16 protein-coding genes, 2 pseudogenes and 1 other annotated feature are annotated in these 15,285 nt (G+C 38.3%); of the genes and pseudogenes, 4 read left to right on the top strand and 14 right to left on the bottom strand.

What is annotated here, in order from left to right; all coding sequences use genetic code 11:
• Window positions 1-348 precede the first annotated feature (348 nt).
• The 4 genes from QMF37_RS17050 to QMF37_RS17035 form a co-directional block, all read right to left on the bottom strand.
• Complete coding sequence (locus QMF37_RS17050) at window positions 349-561, bottom strand: hypothetical protein (RefSeq protein WP_283478976.1); 213 nt, start codon at window positions 559-561, stop codon at window positions 349-351.
• A gap of 67 nt (window positions 562-628) precedes the next feature.
• On the bottom strand, window positions 629-934 hold the full coding sequence (locus tag QMF37_RS17045) for a putative periplasmic lipoprotein (protein ID WP_283478975.1): 306 nt from the start codon (window positions 932-934) through the stop codon (window positions 629-631).
• An 89-nt stretch (window positions 935-1,023) separates the two neighbouring features.
• Window positions 1,024-1,836 (bottom strand): S26 family signal peptidase, encoded by an 813-nt coding sequence (locus QMF37_RS17040; protein WP_283478974.1) that lies wholly within the window; start codon window positions 1,834-1,836, stop codon window positions 1,024-1,026.
• Window positions 1,823-2,377 (bottom strand): sigma-70 family RNA polymerase sigma factor, encoded by a 555-nt coding sequence (locus QMF37_RS17035; protein ID WP_245830262.1) that lies wholly within the window; start codon window positions 2,375-2,377, stop codon window positions 1,823-1,825. Before QMF37_RS17035 ends, QMF37_RS17040 begins: the two co-directional genes overlap by 14 nt.
• 216 nt (window positions 2,378-2,593) lie before the next feature.
• Here QMF37_RS17035 and QMF37_RS17030 point away from each other — a divergent pair, with 216 nt between their 5' ends.
• Window positions 2,594-3,553 carry an IS30 family transposase gene (locus QMF37_RS17030; RefSeq protein WP_071153736.1) on the top strand — a complete coding sequence of 320 codons (960 nt, stop codon included), beginning with the start codon at window positions 2,594-2,596 and terminating at the stop codon, window positions 3,551-3,553.
• A 104-nt stretch (window positions 3,554-3,657) separates the two neighbouring features.
• Here QMF37_RS17030 and QMF37_RS17025 read toward each other — a convergent pair whose 3' ends face one another.
• From QMF37_RS17025 to QMF37_RS16995, 7 genes and pseudogenes are all read right to left on the bottom strand, one after another.
• Window positions 3,658-4,797, bottom strand: coding sequence for a PstS family phosphate ABC transporter substrate-binding protein (locus QMF37_RS17025; protein WP_283478973.1), 1,140 nt, complete (start codon window positions 4,795-4,797; stop codon window positions 3,658-3,660).
• A gap of 147 nt (window positions 4,798-4,944) precedes the next feature.
• Window positions 4,945-5,286, bottom strand: coding sequence for an ASCH domain-containing protein (locus tag QMF37_RS17020; protein ID WP_283478971.1), 342 nt, complete (start codon window positions 5,284-5,286; stop codon window positions 4,945-4,947).
• A gap of 91 nt (window positions 5,287-5,377) precedes the next feature.
• Window positions 5,378-5,737, bottom strand: a pseudogene (locus QMF37_RS17015) (cytidine deaminase).
• A 42-nt stretch (window positions 5,738-5,779) separates the two neighbouring features.
• Entirely contained in the window at window positions 5,780-6,265 is a 486-nt protein-coding gene (locus QMF37_RS17010; protein WP_078080383.1) for a GNAT family N-acetyltransferase, read from the bottom strand.
• 107 nt (window positions 6,266-6,372) lie between these two features.
• A complete protein-coding gene (locus QMF37_RS17005) occupies window positions 6,373-7,596 on the bottom strand; it encodes an MFS transporter (RefSeq protein WP_283478970.1) in 1,224 nt (407 codons plus the stop codon).
• 60 nt (window positions 7,597-7,656) lie between these two features.
• Window positions 7,657-7,914 (bottom strand) — a binding site (T-box leader).
• A 266-nt stretch (window positions 7,915-8,180) separates the two neighbouring features.
• Entirely contained in the window at window positions 8,181-9,071 is an 891-nt protein-coding gene (locus QMF37_RS17000) for a peptidase MA family metallohydrolase (protein WP_283478968.1), read from the bottom strand.
• 109 nt (window positions 9,072-9,180) lie between these two features.
• A complete protein-coding gene (locus tag QMF37_RS16995; protein ID WP_283478966.1) occupies window positions 9,181-10,128 on the bottom strand; it encodes an MBL fold metallo-hydrolase in 948 nt (315 codons plus the stop codon).
• A gap of 262 nt (window positions 10,129-10,390) precedes the next feature.
• Here QMF37_RS16995 and QMF37_RS16990 point away from each other — a divergent pair, with 262 nt between their 5' ends.
• Genes QMF37_RS16990 through QMF37_RS16980 form a run of 3 tightly spaced genes read left to right on the top strand, consistent with a single transcriptional unit; the run spans window position 10,391 to window position 12,255 of the window.
• Window positions 10,391-10,981: an ArsR/SmtB family transcription factor gene (locus QMF37_RS16990; RefSeq protein WP_078080379.1), complete on the top strand. Its 591-nt coding sequence runs from the start codon at window positions 10,391-10,393 to the stop codon at window positions 10,979-10,981.
• 21 nt (window positions 10,982-11,002) lie between these two features.
• The gene (locus QMF37_RS16985; protein ID WP_283478965.1) at window positions 11,003-11,197 is read left to right on the top strand and encodes a hypothetical protein; all 195 of its coding nucleotides are present in this window, start codon (window positions 11,003-11,005) and stop codon (window positions 11,195-11,197) included.
• Entirely contained in the window at window positions 11,194-12,255 is a 1,062-nt protein-coding gene (locus QMF37_RS16980; RefSeq protein WP_349307310.1) for an MFS transporter, read from the top strand. The genes QMF37_RS16985 and QMF37_RS16980 overlap by 4 nt, the downstream gene beginning before the upstream one ends.
• Before the next feature lie 345 nt (window positions 12,256-12,600).
• Here QMF37_RS16980 and QMF37_RS16975 read toward each other — a convergent pair.
• From QMF37_RS16975 to argS, 3 genes and pseudogenes are all read right to left on the bottom strand, one after another.
• Window positions 12,601-13,394: pseudogene (locus tag QMF37_RS16975) on the bottom strand (phosphotransferase).
• Window positions 13,395-13,428: 34 nt separating this feature from the next.
• Window positions 13,429-13,974, bottom strand: a complete 546-nt coding sequence (locus QMF37_RS16970; protein WP_283478964.1) for a P-loop NTPase family protein — start codon at window positions 13,972-13,974, stop codon at window positions 13,429-13,431.
• Between the two features lie 105 nt (window positions 13,975-14,079).
• A complete protein-coding gene (argS, locus tag QMF37_RS16965; protein ID WP_283478963.1) occupies window positions 14,080-15,252 on the bottom strand; it encodes an arginine--tRNA ligase domain-containing protein in 1,173 nt (390 codons plus the stop codon).
• Between the last annotated feature and the right edge of the window lie 33 nt (window positions 15,253-15,285).

Raw genomic sequence — 15,285 nt, 5'->3', positions numbered from 1 at the left:
CCCCAAAAAAGGGAGGCTAGTTGGCGTTCTTAGTTATCACCATTTCCGATATTCCCCTAATTCAAACCCCCATATCGTACAAATTTAATGGGCATACTCCACGTTATTTCTTAAGTTGACAGCTATGTCAGCTTCAGCCTCCTCGTCACTGAAAACCCGTGCTCCTGCATCGCTGCCCTAGCTTCGTCGCAAAGCCACTGCCCGAAGTCCCTTCGGTCACTGACTTCCCTGCGGAAAAACGAAGGGATGGGACCCCGTAGGAGCTTGCGACGAGGAGGCTCAGCGCGCTGAAACGTTATCCATCATTTAGAAGTAGATGCGCTTTTCTTACATTAACTCATGTACGCATCAAAGGAATTTCTTTTGCGATCGTTCAAGACGTTTATTTAACCTTATCAATTGATTAATCACAACAACCAGTAGAACGCCTATAACAATTGCCAACGAATAGAGAATAACTATATCGCTGTCACCTACTGTGAAAATTAAAAATGTGACACTCGCAAAAAACCCAATAATAGCAAGTAGAATCGTAATTACTGTACTTAACACATATTGCACCTGAACTCACTTCTTTCTTTAATCATATAGAAATGCAGTTAATCAAGTTCTTGAAACGCTTTGCCAACTACAGTATTTGATCTAAATCAACATAGACGATAAGGTTGCCAGCTGTAGCTGTGTAAGTACCATTGAATACTACTGAATAAACTTGTTGTTGTTTATAAGTAGAATGGATCTGAGCTTTGATTTTTGCAGATACCGCTTCTTTAGTTACTAATGAGTCTTTGGGACTTGTTGGAATAAGTAGTTGCTCTTCATCAGATAGACTATTGTGAGCTATCATTTCGATTGGTAATTTTTTCTCAGTAATTGAGGAAGAACATGCTGTTAATGTTGCAACTAAAAGAATGAGAACGCTCCATTTCTTCATAAAAAGTCTCCTCACTAGTTATGATGTAATTTACACAATCCAATCAACAGTAATAACTGAACATTCCAGCACAGTTGACTTTAATTAGTTTAGTGAACTGATTTGTAATAACCGATTACTTCGCCTTGAATTTTCTCTAACTTCAATGTATGCTGACTTCCTCGTAACCAATCATCTCCAACTAGAAAAACTTCATTTTCTGCCAACTGGATTTTTTTCATATTCGTTTGGAATATCTCTTTCATTCCTGAAGTATCGCTAGTAGAAGATGTGTTTTTTTCAACCTGCTGGCTGTACTCTTCATAAGAATCTATTCCCAATCGATGGGCGCTGCTATAAAAAGTTTCCAATTTCTGTTCATCAACAAAAATGTGGCCATCTACAATTTCAACGCTTTCACCTGGCAATCCGATAACACGCGAAATGGTCTTCTGTAAACCTTCGGAAAATTTATATTCGTATGTGACTACGTCTCCTCGTGCAATCTTTTTCTCACTATACGCAAGTGGATCAATCAATAAGGGCTGTGCTGCATACTCGTGATTTCCTCTATCCATGGTATCGTACTTGAAGTCAAATATTTCTAAAGGCTCCTCGTACGCTGTAAAGATCGGAATTTCAGCTACAGTATCCGTATCTGTCACTACTAATTCCTCCACTTTTCCAGTCGACGGTTTCTGTGTTTCTTGTGCTGTTTCGTTTACAGCTTGTACTAGAAAAAATGTGACCATTGATAAAAGAATTGCGAAGATGGCCGTATACTTAAAAAAACCATATCTTTTACTAGAAAATTTATTCGATTTAGCTTCTTTTATATTCAAGAGCATCTTGTGTTTTAAGGATTTGTTGAATCTAGGATTAACGCCAAAAAAATCATCCATTTCATGCTTAAATTTGTTCATCCTGGAATCCCTCCCATTCACTTGAATCGGTGTTATTCTTCAACAAGCGCTTGGCTCTTCGCAGTCTAGTTTTAATAGTGTTTTCTGGACATGCCAGCAGTTCACTGATTTCTTTCATAGTGAGCTGCTGGTAATAATAAAGAATAATGGATTCTCTATATGTAATCGGCAGTTCCATTACATTTTTGATTAGGTCAGATCTCACGACTTGGTGTTCATACGTTTTTTCAGTGGATTTCGAACTAGAAATCCACTGGGTCATTGCATCTGAGAAGACAATTCGTCTGTTTTTCCAGCTTCGTAAATGGTCATGACAGCGATTGATAGCCATTTTGGAAAGATATGTCTTTAAGGAAGAACGAGATTCAAACTGGTGAGATTTTAGATAGTAAGCTACAAATACTTCTTGCAAAATATCTTCTGCAGTAGACCAATCTTTGACGTATACATAAATGAAACGAAGCAAATATTCGCCATGTTCATCCATTATTTGCTCAATTTGTTCTTCGTTTAAGTTGTACTCTCCATCATTTTCAACCACTCATTACACCATCCTCTCCTGGATACCCCATAGACGTAAGATTTCTGAGAATAGTTTCACTATTTCAATGTAAATGCTTTTACTTCTTCTTGTCTTTTATCATTCCAATTTTATTAGCCCGCCGATTGTAAAATTAAGCTAGACAACTAAAAAAGTCATTCATGGTACACTCTACATGTATTTTCCGACCAAAGAAAAACAGAGGAGTGACCACGAATGACCTACACCCATCTTACCACGGATGAACTGGTGATGATAGAATCCTATCACCGCCAAAACATACCCGTGGCGATTATCGCAAATCAAATGAAACGTTCCAGGCAGCCAATTTACAAGGTCATCAATTTCCTGAAATTGGGACATACAGCCCTCGACTTTTACACACAATACAAGAAAAACAAGAAACGCTGCGGACGCCAAAAAATCGTTTTGCCGAAGAAACAAATGACCTATATTCAAGACAAGGTGGCGCAGGGCTGGACGCCTGATGTCATTGTGGGACGCGCCGAGACAGCGATCGACTGTTCCGTGCGCACCATCTACCGCATGTTCAAAAATCGGGTCTTTGATGTTGCCACACTGCCGATGAAAGGCAAACGGAAACCCAATGGTCACGAGGAACGCCGCGGAAAACAGGCGTTCAAACGGCATATTTCCGACCGGGAAACCGATTATCCTTCGTTCAAAGAAGAGTTCGGGCACATCGAGGGCGACACCATTGTGGGCGTCCGCCACAAAAGTGCAGTGATCACACTGGTAGAACGGCTGACGAAAGTCATCATCGCCATCAAGCCTGCAGGACGCAAGGCGTGCGATATCGAAACCGCTTTGAACCAGTGGTTTCAAGGAATCCCAAAAAATCTGTTCAAATCCATCACGTTTGATTGTGGGAAGGAATTCTCCAATTGGAAACCGCTGTGCAACCAGCACGACGTCTCGATTTACTTTGCGGATCCCGGCACGCCTTCCCAGCGTGCCTTGAATGAAAACTCCAACGGCCTCTTGCGAAAAGACGGCCTGCCAAAGGAAATGGACTTCAACCAGGTAGACCAAACGTTCATTTCCTCAGTGGCTGACAAACGGAATAACATCCCACGGAAGTCGCTGGATTATCGCACACCCTTGGAGGCATTTTTGAGTCACCTGAATGGAATGGGTCTGTCTAGCTTAAATTGACAAACGGAAGCCCTAAAAAACAAACCCTTCCTAGCTCTTTTTAGTTTATTTGGTTATTGATTTTGTATTTTTTTGGTTATCTCCTCTTAAGGTTCTTTAAATTTCTACTGAACTGCGACAAACCCTGTGTCTTCTACCAATTTTTGTCCTTCTTCAGAAAGGATCCACTCAATAAACGGCTGTACATTTGTATTTTTTGTTCCGGCGGTAACAGCATAAAATTCAGCAGCTAAAGGATATTTGCCCGAACGGATATTTTCAATGTTTGGTTCAATGCCATCAACTGCTATCAATTTGATTTTGTCATTGCGAACCATTTGAGTAGAATAGAATCGAAACGTATAACCAATGGCATTTTTGTAGTTCCGGTAGCTTGCTACTTCCTCTATTATACCGCCCATTCCTCCAGCCAAATCTTCAGTTTCAGGCTCTTTAATTTTTTGATCTTCCATGAATTTAATAAACATCGTTTGGCTGCCGCTATCTTCAGGGCGTTGAAAAGGGCGGATTTCATCGTTCTTCCCACCAAGTTCTTTCCAATTTTCAATATCTCCTGAATAGATTCCTTGGATATCTTTGCTCGCTAAATCAGTAACCGAGTTTCGAGAATTGACGAAAAACACAAAAGCTTCACGTCCAATCGGCGTCAGTTCTAGCTCTACCCCTGCTGCTTCTGCGGCTTTTTTTTGGCCACTGGAAGGTTCTGCAGCAAAAATCACATCGGCATTTCCTTTGATAAGCCGACTATAAGCAGAAGGAGTCGTAGTCGTAGCGACAGGACCTTTATATGGATCATAAAGATCTTCTGGATAAGTGGCTTCTGCAAATGCTGAAAATAAAGGGTAGAGAGCCGTTGCTCCGTCTATTATCGGTACTTCTCCCACTATTTTGAAAGAGGCTTGTTGATCCAATCTAGCTAGTTTCTCACTTTCTTTAAATGGCTCGTATGCATAGAGATCTACTTCTGAATCATTCACTTTCTCAAAACTTTCTTTATAGTAATGAGGAACAGCAAAGGCGGCCCCTGCCATTAAACACAAAGAAATCCACATAATTGTTTTTTTTCCACTTCTTTTTTCTGTAACAAAAACAAAGAAGATAACCAACGATATGATAATTGCGCCAAAGAAGCCAAATAAATGGACATCTCCTGTATTCAAGATATGAAGCATGCCTCCAAAAAATACAGAAAGAATTCCAGCGAAGATTAATAAAGCGGTAATAAACTTTCCAAAACCATTCATCTCATGTCCTCCGATCATGCTTGATTTGTTTGAATAGATAGTCAAAGATTTAACCAATTTCTAGTCGTCAAGATAAAACACATTATATGAGTCTTTAAATGATACCAAAAGCCTACTTGCTGTTTTTGAAGTGACCATTTTCTACTCTTAAATTAGTTTTATTCCAATAGCTAAAGCACCCCAAGCTTGCTCTTGTTCTACCGAATAGATATCAAAAGTCCCTTTTATCATTTCTTCCATTGTCCATTCTTCGCAATCAAAATCACTGAATGGAACATCTTCATACATAGCTTGAAACGTAGGGTATGATTTAAGTTCCAGTACAACCACTCGTATCACTTCATTCTGATTGGGGATTTTGATAAATTTGATGGTATCTCCAATTTTAATTTTTCTTCTCTTTTCATCGTTCAATCTTACTTCTACTTTTTTATTTCTTTCAATAATTGATTCAACGTATTCATCATATAAACCCATCGTGTGTTCCATGATTCCACTCCCCTCTTCTAATTTCTATTCGAATAGAATCTATTTGGTATCGTTTTCTTAAAAGCTTTCACATAACCGCGGCTTTTCTAACTTAATCTTTAAAGGCATTAAACCAGTGGTAGGGTTGTAACTCTTTCAATGTTTTACAAATCAATCTGTTCTCAGAAGTTGTGATGGCGGCTTTTACTTCTTCTCCCCACTAAAAAAGACGTTCTTGACAAACACCACAAGGAGTGAGAATCATGTGTTGTGCTTTTTCATCTTCACGAACCACGCAAATCGAATGCGTTACAGCATTGTTGAGTTTATGTGCTTCTGATATAGCTCCTGTTTCAATACATAATTCTGTAGATGCATTAATTACTTCAGGAGCAATGCTCGTCAAACTAGTTCCGTCTTGGGTTTACAGCGCTGCAGCGCCTCCCCAGCCAGCAGGAAATCTTTCTTGGATAAGCTTTTTTGCTACTTCGAATCATCTTTTTCTACTGTCATTTTACCTTCCTTTATACGGTTCATCACATTGATAAATCATCTTTAAAAACTCAAACTCACTACCATTTGTCGCTTGTACAAAATACTCGACCTCTTTAAATCCCAGCTTTTTATAAACAGTTATCGCTCTTTCATTAAAAGTAGCAACTGATAAGGTAATCTTTTTGGGGCTGTATGTTAATGTTGCAAAGTCTATGCCTTTCTTCAAAAACTGAAGACCATTTCCAATGCCGGTTAAATCCGGTTTCATTCCTAGTCCTATATCAATCACGTCGTCCGTAATCTGATTGAAACTGTAAAATCCGCTAATTTGTTCTTCTTTGATAACTACAAAATAAGAATCTTTACGTTTTTGGGGATTTAAAAATGCTGCTAAATCTTCTTGGTCAGCATCCATGTTATAAAAAGAATACTGACCTTCATAACGCCAATGATTCGCAATTTCTTCTGCTTGTTCTTGTGTCATCACTTGAAAGAAATCTTTCATCAGTTCTCAATCTCCTTCGAATTATTTGACGTTCTAAAATTCTTGCCATAACTTCCATCCTGTATTAGCCCAAGGATCCATCCATTAAAATAGAAAAAGATAAAAAATTAATCATTTAAAGTCAAATTCTCCCTAAAATAGACATTTCGCTTGCTAGCTGTTACGACCTTAAAGACCCTAACGCCTAGCAATAAGAACATAAACGACCCAATTAATCCTACAGGCCTGATTGAAGTTAGTTCAGCGGCTAATCCAATTAGGATAGTTAGAATAATAATAAAAAATGCTTCAACTATACCGAATAAGCTGCTAAACCTCCCCATCATAGATACCGGTACAGTATTTTGATAAAAGGTTAAACAACCCGTGTTTGCAAAAGTGATAGCAAATCCAATAATGAACGTTCCAAGTGCAGCACTAACAAACCCTTGTGCACTGTAGAGAGTGATATAACCGACTGCAGTAAACACAGAGCCAGCGCCTATTAACAAGCTGACTGTTAATTTTTTGGAAAAAATGGTGTTTATTAGTGAACCCAAAATAATCCCCGTTCCAAATATACTTAATAGGAATCCATAGTTAGTGTCTGACATGCCAATAACTCCTTTTGCAAAAGCCGCTTCTAATGAATCGAGGGCAGTCATAAATATCGTCATTCCCACAAAAAAAAGATACACTTTCAACACAAATGGGTAGGTTTGGCTAAACTTGTAGACTACATCAAAATCAGCTTTTATTAGTTTCCAAGAAAGCTTTTCCGTTTCCAATAAGACTGTTTGTGTATCAACATTAGGCAATAATAAAATGATGAAAGCTGATAATATTAAAGCCACTGCGTTTATATAAATAGCCGTGTCAGGTGTCCCCATCCAAAACAATAGACCAGCTATTGCAGGTCCAGTTAATGTTCCGCAAGAATTAATAAAGCTTCTTAACGCATTAAATCGTTGACGATCCTTCTCTGGTATGAGTTTGGTCATATACACCATTGACGTGGGTTCAAACATGGCACTTCCCATATTAATGATAAATACGATGACATAAACATAGAACAGTGAAGGAAGCATAGGGATTAATGCAATACATAAAGCACGTGAAATATCTAACCCAATCATAAATTTCCTCGTATTAATTCGGTCGATCAGGCTACCTGCCCATGAGTTCGAGCAAATAGTCGCGATCGGTCCTAAAATGTATAGCCAAGCGATCGCTAGAGGAGAACCGGTTTCATTCAGGATAATTAAGTTCAAGGCAATCAGATAAACCCAGCTGCCTATATTTGAAATACCGATACCACCTAACAATAAAAAAGAGTACTTCCAATTTTTCATCGTAACCGCTCCTCCACTGAATTTTAGCTAAACAAAAAATCTCGTCCCCAAGACAATTGTCTTGGGGACGAGATTGCTAAAATCGTGGTGCCACCCCTATTTGTTAATACGTCACCGGATTAACCTCATTCGGTACGGCCAAAAAATGGCGATTACCTAGCTCAATAACGGGAGCTCCCGTCACAACATCCCCTTAAATGCAGGTTCCTTCATGATGCTCAGAGGCTTGTTTCAATAACGCACTTCTACTCCTTTTCACCAATGGGAGCTCTCTAGAAAAAGTGTTTAGCTATCTACTGTTCTCTTCCATGCTTTTCTCATTTATAATTTCCATAATATTACCACAACTTCATTTAACTAGTAAATACCAATTTTATGATAATTTCTGATACTGATGAATCGAGATGTCTAAAAGAATTGCATCTCTGCATCAATATAAAGACAACTGCTCTAAAATCCAAATGAGAGACTGATTTTTTCTATTCTCTATCACAAACCATTCTGAAAAGCATTTTGGAATAACAGGAGACAAAGTGTTTGTTAAGCCTTATCCCCCTACTCTGAAAGTAACGGAAGATAACAATTTAGTTTTTATAAGAGTTTAAAAATACCTTTTCTAGTTCATGAAGGGTTAACCCTGTAACTTCAGTGAAACTTTCTTCAAAATCCTGCGTTTCTTCTACTAAATCGATGATTTCCCTAATTACTTGTTCTTCATAGTTCGTTGTCAGAAACTCAAAAGTATAGTAGCTCTGCAAATAGGGGTCACTCATAACGAGTGTCCGAGCTTCCTGCCATTGTTCAGAACTTGTTAGTTGTTCAAAAGAAATTTTCTCGAAATATGGAAAGCTTACTTCATTCGGGTCAGTTCCTACGTATTCAGCTATCCCTTCTATAAACCAAATGGGATAAGTAGCTGGATTTTGTACTTTTTGAGAAAATACATAGTGAGTATATTCATGCAACAGCATCTTCTGAAAAGCGTACAAGGCAATTTTATCTTTTGCCAATATAAGTTCCTTATTAGAATTATGAAAAGCTAGTACTTTATCGAAATCAGAATAAAATCCATCTATATTTTCAAGTTCTGAAAATCCTCTTAATTCCTTGAGATCTTCAAAGACGAGTAGATCCACCGGTGCTAATCGGACTTCACCGAAAAGTTTTTCGTTTTTGGCAATAGCTAAGTCTAATGTTTCTTTCGTAAGAGGCAAAAGAGCGGCGAAATTTTCTTCATAGTAAATAGTAATATGTTGATGATTTTCATGCACAGAAATTTCTTTTATCCGCCTTTCACTTTCTCCGTTCGCATTTTGTATCAGAAGGGCTTTCACTGATTGAACATACGTAATGTTTGGATCAAGTGTTTCTTCTAAGAACTTATGCAAAAACAAGCTTCCACCTAGCAAGACGAGAAATGCGATGAAAACAAAACTAGCTGAAATAAGAAAGAAAAATCTAATCGGTTTTTTCATACAATCCTCCTCCTTTATAGGAACACCTTCATCGCTCTACAGGTTTTCTACAGCGAGGATGCTGATTATTTTGAAGAGCATATGTATTTCCTCGTAAGAACGTGTTGTCTTATTTTGTCGCCACATAAAAATTGTAAACGGATGCTAAGTTACGCCGGATTCCTTGCGTTCCCTTCCACTTTTCATATTCGCTCGGAACAACAAAGGTCTCAACAAAATCAGCTAAAAGAATATTGGCATTTTGTGCATCTTTTACAGCATCAATCAGCATGGATATGTACTGAATCATTGTGTCAACCTTTTCAGTGGTACCAATTTGTCCATGTCCAGGCATTAGTACCTGTATGTCTATCTTTTGGATTTCTTTTAAAATAGTTAAAAAGTTATCTGGTTGAAAAATTGGTAGATGGAGCTCTTCGGTTACACTATCGCCCATGAAAGCCGCTTGCTCTTGCGGAACGTACAGAAACGTGTCACTCGGTGAATGCCCTCCACCTAGGCAGTATAATTCAGCATTTCGTTCTGTTCCTGAAATAATCACTTTTCTTTCAAAAGTAAAAGAAGGCAGAACGAGCTTTAGCGTAGGAAGCTCGTCAAGCAACTTAGTCATTTCTAAATATTGATTTGTTAAGCTCTGTTGGATGATTTCGTTTTCCTCAATGGATATTTGTAATTTTAGGTTATGTAGATATTGCGTGGTTTCTGTAAGTTCAGTTTCCACATCCCCTATGGCGTTTTTTTCTTTAATCCATTCTTTAGTTACCTCAGTAGAAATAATCACTTCTTCTTCAAAAATCTGATTGCCAAAAATGTGATCGCCATGATAATGGCTGTTTACGAGGTATTTCACTTTCTTTCCAGTCAATTTCTCAGCTTGCTGTCTTAACTCTCTGGCAGCAGAAGGTGTATTAAATGCATCAAATACAAGAAGTTCAGTACCTAAATCAACAAAGCCAGCGTTACTGAATGCGCCTTTACCTGGTTTTGCGATGGCTGCAAAAACACCATTAGTCATTTTCATTAAAGTGAAAAATTCAGTATCCATTAATTTTTTCATCGTTTTAATCCCCTCCTATAAATTTTGGTGTAAACATTCAGGTTTCTATTCTAGCGTTGCACTTTCTATTTCTCTTTCCTCTAAACTACATTTACTAGATTAAAAATTCCAATTTAATTTTTAATCTAGTAGATGTAGTTATACGATAGTTCAATTTTTTTAAGTAGTAGCTAAAATTTTTTTCAGAAAATTTGCACTCTCTTAATTTTTATGTGTATAATCAGGTTAATAAAAGTTAACCGGTTAAGAAAGGAGTTTTGAAATGGAACAACAATCAATTTTTATTCTGGAAACGTACGAACAGTTAAAAGTCATTAGTGATCCGCTGCGCACTAAAATGCTCATTCATTTAGTGGAACAGCCTCATACGGGACAAATGCTAGCTCAGGAACTCAACCTTTCACGAGCCAAAATTCTCTATCACCTCCGAGAATTGGAGAAGTATGGCATCATTCAGCTGGTCCGAAAAGAAGAGCGCGGAGGAAATGTCCTGAAATTCTATCAGGCAGTCGCCAGAGGGTTTATTCCAGCGGATCATCTGCTCACGTATGTGGAATCCAAAGAAGCTACACGCCAGTCGTATCTGGAAGTCATTGACCGGGCGAAAACCCGCGTGTTGACGGCTCCGGACGAATCCTTCGAACTGCATTCTCCTCATGTAGAAGAATGGAATAATCTATCGCTTCAAACCGAATTTACGGTGAGTCAGAAAAAATTTGTGGAATTCACCCAAAAATACCGGGAACTCTTGAAGACATTGAAAGAAGAGGACGATCATCCCGACAAGCAGCATTATTACCTGATGTCCACGGCTTTCCAGATCGAAGAGTTACTGTTTAAGAAAGAAAAGTAGGCTTGTGAAAGAAGGGATTCCATGGCAATCGACCAAGTAACAGAAGTACCTGTACAGGAAAAGTCGATTCCGAGTTTGTTCAGCAACCGTTCGTTTATTTTCCTCTGGCTTTCCAGTACCGCATCTTTTCTGGCTTTATCGACATACCTGTTTACCGAACAATGGTACATCATCACCGTTCTGGAAAAAGAGAGTCTGCTGGGCACATCGTCATGATGGCGACCATGGTGCCACGGATCTTGTTCATGACGCTTGGCGGTGTCTGGGCCGACCGATTCCGTCGGTCGCGCATCATGCTAATCTCCAGTTTCGTGCGTTGCCTGTTGGTGCTGGGCATGATTTTACTGTTGCAGCTTAGCTTGCTGGAACTGTGGCCACTTATTCTTTTTGCTTTGTGTTTTGGAATTGTCGATGCGTTCTTTTCACCGGCAAATACGTCGCTCCTGCCATCGGTCGTGGCGAAAGAGGCGCTTCCCCGGTCGAATTCTTTCATTCAAAGTTCCAATCAAATTGCGCTTTTTTCCGGTCCGATGCTGGGCGGTTGGATTCTTTCGTTTGGTTCGTTCAGTCTGTTATTCGGAGTCATTGCCGGTTTTTTGCTGCTGACATTTCTTTTCTCTTCACTCATTAAGGAGGAAAAAAGAACGTTAACCACTAACAGAGCTTCTACAAAATCCGAACTGAAGGAAGGATTTTCGTATGTATGGAGCATGCCATTTCTAAAAAATATATTGGTGATTTTAATCTTTATCAATTTCTTTTTTTTCGGTCCGCTACTGATGGGGATTCCGTTACTGGTGGATAGTGTGCTCAAAGGAAAGGTACTGGATTTAAGCTTTCTTCAAAGTTCTTACCAAGGTGGAATGTTGGCTGGTGCCGTCATGGTAGGTGTGCTGAATTTGCGAAAAAAGCAAGGGTTAACCATGCTGGTGATGATTGGTGTTTTAGGTATTTTCTTAACTTTACTGGGTCATATCAGTTTTCTGTGGCAAGGAATTCTTTTGCTTTCGCTCATGGGCATTCTGTCTTCTTTTATTAATGTTTCGCTTATTTCAACGATTCAAGCCCAGACAGATCCAACTAAAATCGGGCGTGTTATGAGTCTTGTTAATGCCTCTTCAAACGGACTTGTGCCTTTGTCTTATGCATTTGTGTCATTAGCACTTGTGATGCAGTTCACCATTTCCAGTATCATGATGGTATGCGGTTTGCTGATTCTATCGATTTCCTCTATCTATCTCTTGCGCTCTAACATTATTAAGAATGTAGAATAGAAGTGAGTATACTTCCTCGTTCAATGTTTCTCAGACCAATAATTGAATAAGAACTTGGAAAAAGACCTGTTGCACTTCTATTTGCATTTCAGATTTATCCTTAAAGGAAACTGTACAATTTTATTAAAAAAGAAGCGATGATGTGTAACGTATAAGATCTTTTTCCCTTAAGACTCGATCCCTATAAAAGAATAATCTGGCCATCTATACACCTCAAAATTAGATTGTGTTTTTACTTATTAATAAACCCTGTAAATCGAGGCGGATTTGAAACAAGTAGTCTGTTCCAAGCTTATTTTCTTGCTCAACTTTTTTTCATACTGTGTGAAACTCAGAAATTCTACATTATATCCACTCATGACCGTATTCACGAATGAACTTAACTTCCTTTTGATAATGCTCGACGTGGCCTTCTAGTATCATCTTTTGAAAGGCTAGATCACCTTCATTCGCTTTTCTTGCTATTGTTTCACATAATCCTTCTAATCGCAGCAATACCATTTCCAAAAACGTTTCTTCTATATCCTCCCCATAAGATTCAAAAAATAACTTTATTCGCCGTTTTATGCGATCAGCATCTGTTGAAGAATCATAATAACCTTCTCCTTTATCTGCTTCGGCTAAATTATCCCTACTTAAAGGGACACATTTATAAACGGTATATGCTATGTCCCAAATTCTCGGGCCAGGACCAGCATTATCAAAATCAATGATACCACCGGTTTTTCATGATTGAAAATAATATTGTATATGGCAAAATCATTGTGGCACATCACTTCATAATTCGGGGGAGTATTATCCAACGATTGCCAGCTGTCATCAAATGAAAAATTGCTTACTGAATCATGATAAAGACGTAGCATTTTCGCTATCTCTTGCAGCACTTCATCTGACCACATATACTTTTTTACTGGATAATTACCAGCCTCTCCTTCAATAAACGTTAAAATCTCTTTCCCCTTGTTATCTATCCCTAAAAATTGGGGTGACTGACGGAAACCTGTAATCGCTAAATGCTTTAAAAGCTCATGAATTTTAAAACTTTCTGGCTTTAACTTTCGGTGAACTGTGTCTCCATTACGATAGACATCCGAAACGTTTCCTCCAACTAGTTTTTCTTCACCTTGGTAATTGGGCACGCTCAACTCCTCCTCAATTTTACTTCCCTTAAATTTAACTTGAATTATTCCTATTCAAGTAGTTCATAACCTTCGCAACACGTTCTTCGATTGAATAGTCACCCTCGATTCTTAAAAGTGGACAAGATAACTCGGCCATCCATTGTTCATGCAAGGCTTTGCTTCTGACTTCCATGCCTGCATGGTCATAAAGGGATGCCCACTTCAGAAAAACTTGCGATTCCTCGTATCTACTGCCACTAGGCGAAACCGCATTTCCGTATCGTTCTATTTCCCGCTCTTGCAACCTTGCTAGCCTGACTTCTGATGGAATCCATAAGAAAATAACTAGGTTGAAATAAGGCACAAAGCAGTTTCCCCAGCCAGCTACAGCGCCTGTCAGGATACATTGATCATCTCGCGACAAATCCTCCTTAAGCATTTCCTGTCTTTCAAGTGCAGACCTTTGTTCAGTAAATTTGGTTTTCCAAAAATAATCATCCGTATCCAAATGGGTATATGGCAGGACGTTTGCTAACGAGTTGCCAAGTGTCGTTGTTCCTGATCCTGCAGCCCCCATGATATGAATTTTACTATTCATCATTTCTCCTCCCACATAAGAACTTGGAAAAAATACATTTTAACATCTGCTCTTTCGATAATCTGAAAATATGTAAATTAAATAAATAGGATCAATCTTCATGTATTACAATAAATTTGAGCTCGTTGACTCCTTATTCAAAGACAACCAAACATCTATAACTTCTTTAGTTGAAAAATCAATATATCCTGAAATCTGTTGGAATGAATACACTTCCAGTTCTTTTAGTAAATCTTCCTGACTATATATGAAGTCTTCAAGAGTTTCTTCTTTAAACTTTTTTAAATCCTCCAATTTGATTTCATCTATAGCGCTTTTGAAAAGAATGTCTTCGACTAATTCACCCTTCAGATACCTGCAGTTAAACCATTCAATTAGTTTCCCGTTTAATAATGGCGGCAAGTTATAGTTGCTCAAATCAACAATGTCAGCTCCATTTGACTTCACCAACAATTGTTTTTCCTCAAGCAACTTCACTATTTCATTCATTTTATCGTTATAAAATGCTTCACCATTATAGGAATCAAAATCAATATCTAATAATTTATAAATTTTAGCGAATTCTTGAAGCGACTCGTTTCGGAACCATTCCCATAATTTTCTCGCTTCCTCATCTCCGTCTTCAAGCTTTTTGAACCACAGTCTCGCGCTATTTTCCAAGGCCGGATCTGCCTCAGCTTTCTCATGGAACTTAACATACAGCTTCAACAATTCACTAATGGGTTCATTTTTTACATCTGCTTCTTTCCCCCAAGCTTTATAAGCAGCAATCAATTTACCGAATTGAGTTCCCCAGTCACCTAAGTGATTGATTCGAACTGTTTGAAAGCCACATTTTTCGGATATGTTTGCTAAAGAGTTACCAATAACAGTTGATCTAAGATGACCCATAGAAAAGGGTTTCGCAATATTTGGAGAAGAGAAATCTAAAGTCACAACCTTTGACTGTCCCATATCAGAAGATCCGTATTCAGTGCGCTTATGTAAAACTGTTTTTATTGTTTTTAAACTGACAACAGTTTTGTTATAAAAACAGTTTACATACGGACCTTCCGCCACTACCTTTTCAAAAAAAGGATGGGAAACTTTTTGTGCCAAGTCTTTTGCTATTTCTACTGGAGACTTTTTAAGTAGCTTTGCCAATGTGAAACAGGGGAAAGCTATATCTCCTTGTGTGCTATATTTTGGTTGTTCAATCAATTTCACAACCTCATTAAACTCCAGCATTCCGCTCAAACTTGAAGCAATTTCATCAGCGTAAGTTCTCAATAAATCCATACAATCTCCCCCTTTTTTAGATAAAAATAAAAA

This window comes from Planococcus sp. S3-L1 (assembly GCF_030063085.1).
GTDB classification, from domain to species: domain Bacteria; phylum Bacillota; class Bacilli; order Bacillales_A; family Planococcaceae; genus Planococcus; species Planococcus kocurii.
The sequence above is the reverse complement of the archived record's forward strand: the minus strand, read 5'-3'. Positions and strand labels throughout refer to the sequence as shown.

Bases quoted from the DNA above. Each gene is read 5' to 3' on its own strand.
- QMF37_RS16990 (WP_078080379.1), top strand. From the start codon at position 10,391: ATGGAACAACAATCAATTTTTATTCTGGAAACGTACGAACAGTTAAAA.
- QMF37_RS17005 (WP_283478970.1), bottom strand. From the start codon at position 7,596: ATGAAAAATTGGAAGTACTCTTTTTTATTGTTAGGTGGTATCGGTATT.
- argS (WP_283478963.1), bottom strand. From the start codon at position 15,252: ATGGATTTATTGAGAACTTACGCTGATGAAATTGCTTCAAGTTTGAGC.
- QMF37_RS16970 (WP_283478964.1), bottom strand. From the start codon at position 13,974: ATGAATAGTAAAATTCATATCATGGGGGCTGCAGGATCAGGAACAACG.
- QMF37_RS17010 (WP_078080383.1), bottom strand. From the start codon at position 6,265: ATGAAAGATTTCTTTCAAGTGATGACACAAGAACAAGCAGAAGAAATT.
- QMF37_RS16995 (WP_283478966.1), bottom strand. From the start codon at position 10,128: ATGAAAAAATTAATGGATACTGAATTTTTCACTTTAATGAAAATGACT.
- QMF37_RS17045 (WP_283478975.1), bottom strand. From the start codon at position 934: ATGAAGAAATGGAGCGTTCTCATTCTTTTAGTTGCAACATTAACAGCA.
- QMF37_RS17025 (WP_283478973.1), bottom strand. From the start codon at position 4,797: ATGAATGGTTTTGGAAAGTTTATTACCGCTTTATTAATCTTCGCTGGA.
- QMF37_RS17020 (WP_283478971.1), bottom strand. From the start codon at position 5,286: ATGGAACACACGATGGGTTTATATGATGAATACGTTGAATCAATTATT.
- QMF37_RS16985 (WP_283478965.1), top strand. From the start codon at position 11,003: ATGGCAATCGACCAAGTAACAGAAGTACCTGTACAGGAAAAGTCGATT.
- QMF37_RS16980 (WP_349307310.1), top strand. From the start codon at position 11,194: ATGATGGCGACCATGGTGCCACGGATCTTGTTCATGACGCTTGGCGGT.
- QMF37_RS17040 (WP_283478974.1), bottom strand. From the start codon at position 1,836: ATGAACAAATTTAAGCATGAAATGGATGATTTTTTTGGCGTTAATCCT.
- QMF37_RS17000 (WP_283478968.1), bottom strand. From the start codon at position 9,071: ATGAAAAAACCGATTAGATTTTTCTTTCTTATTTCAGCTAGTTTTGTT.
- QMF37_RS17030 (WP_071153736.1), top strand. From the start codon at position 2,594: ATGACCTACACCCATCTTACCACGGATGAACTGGTGATGATAGAATCC.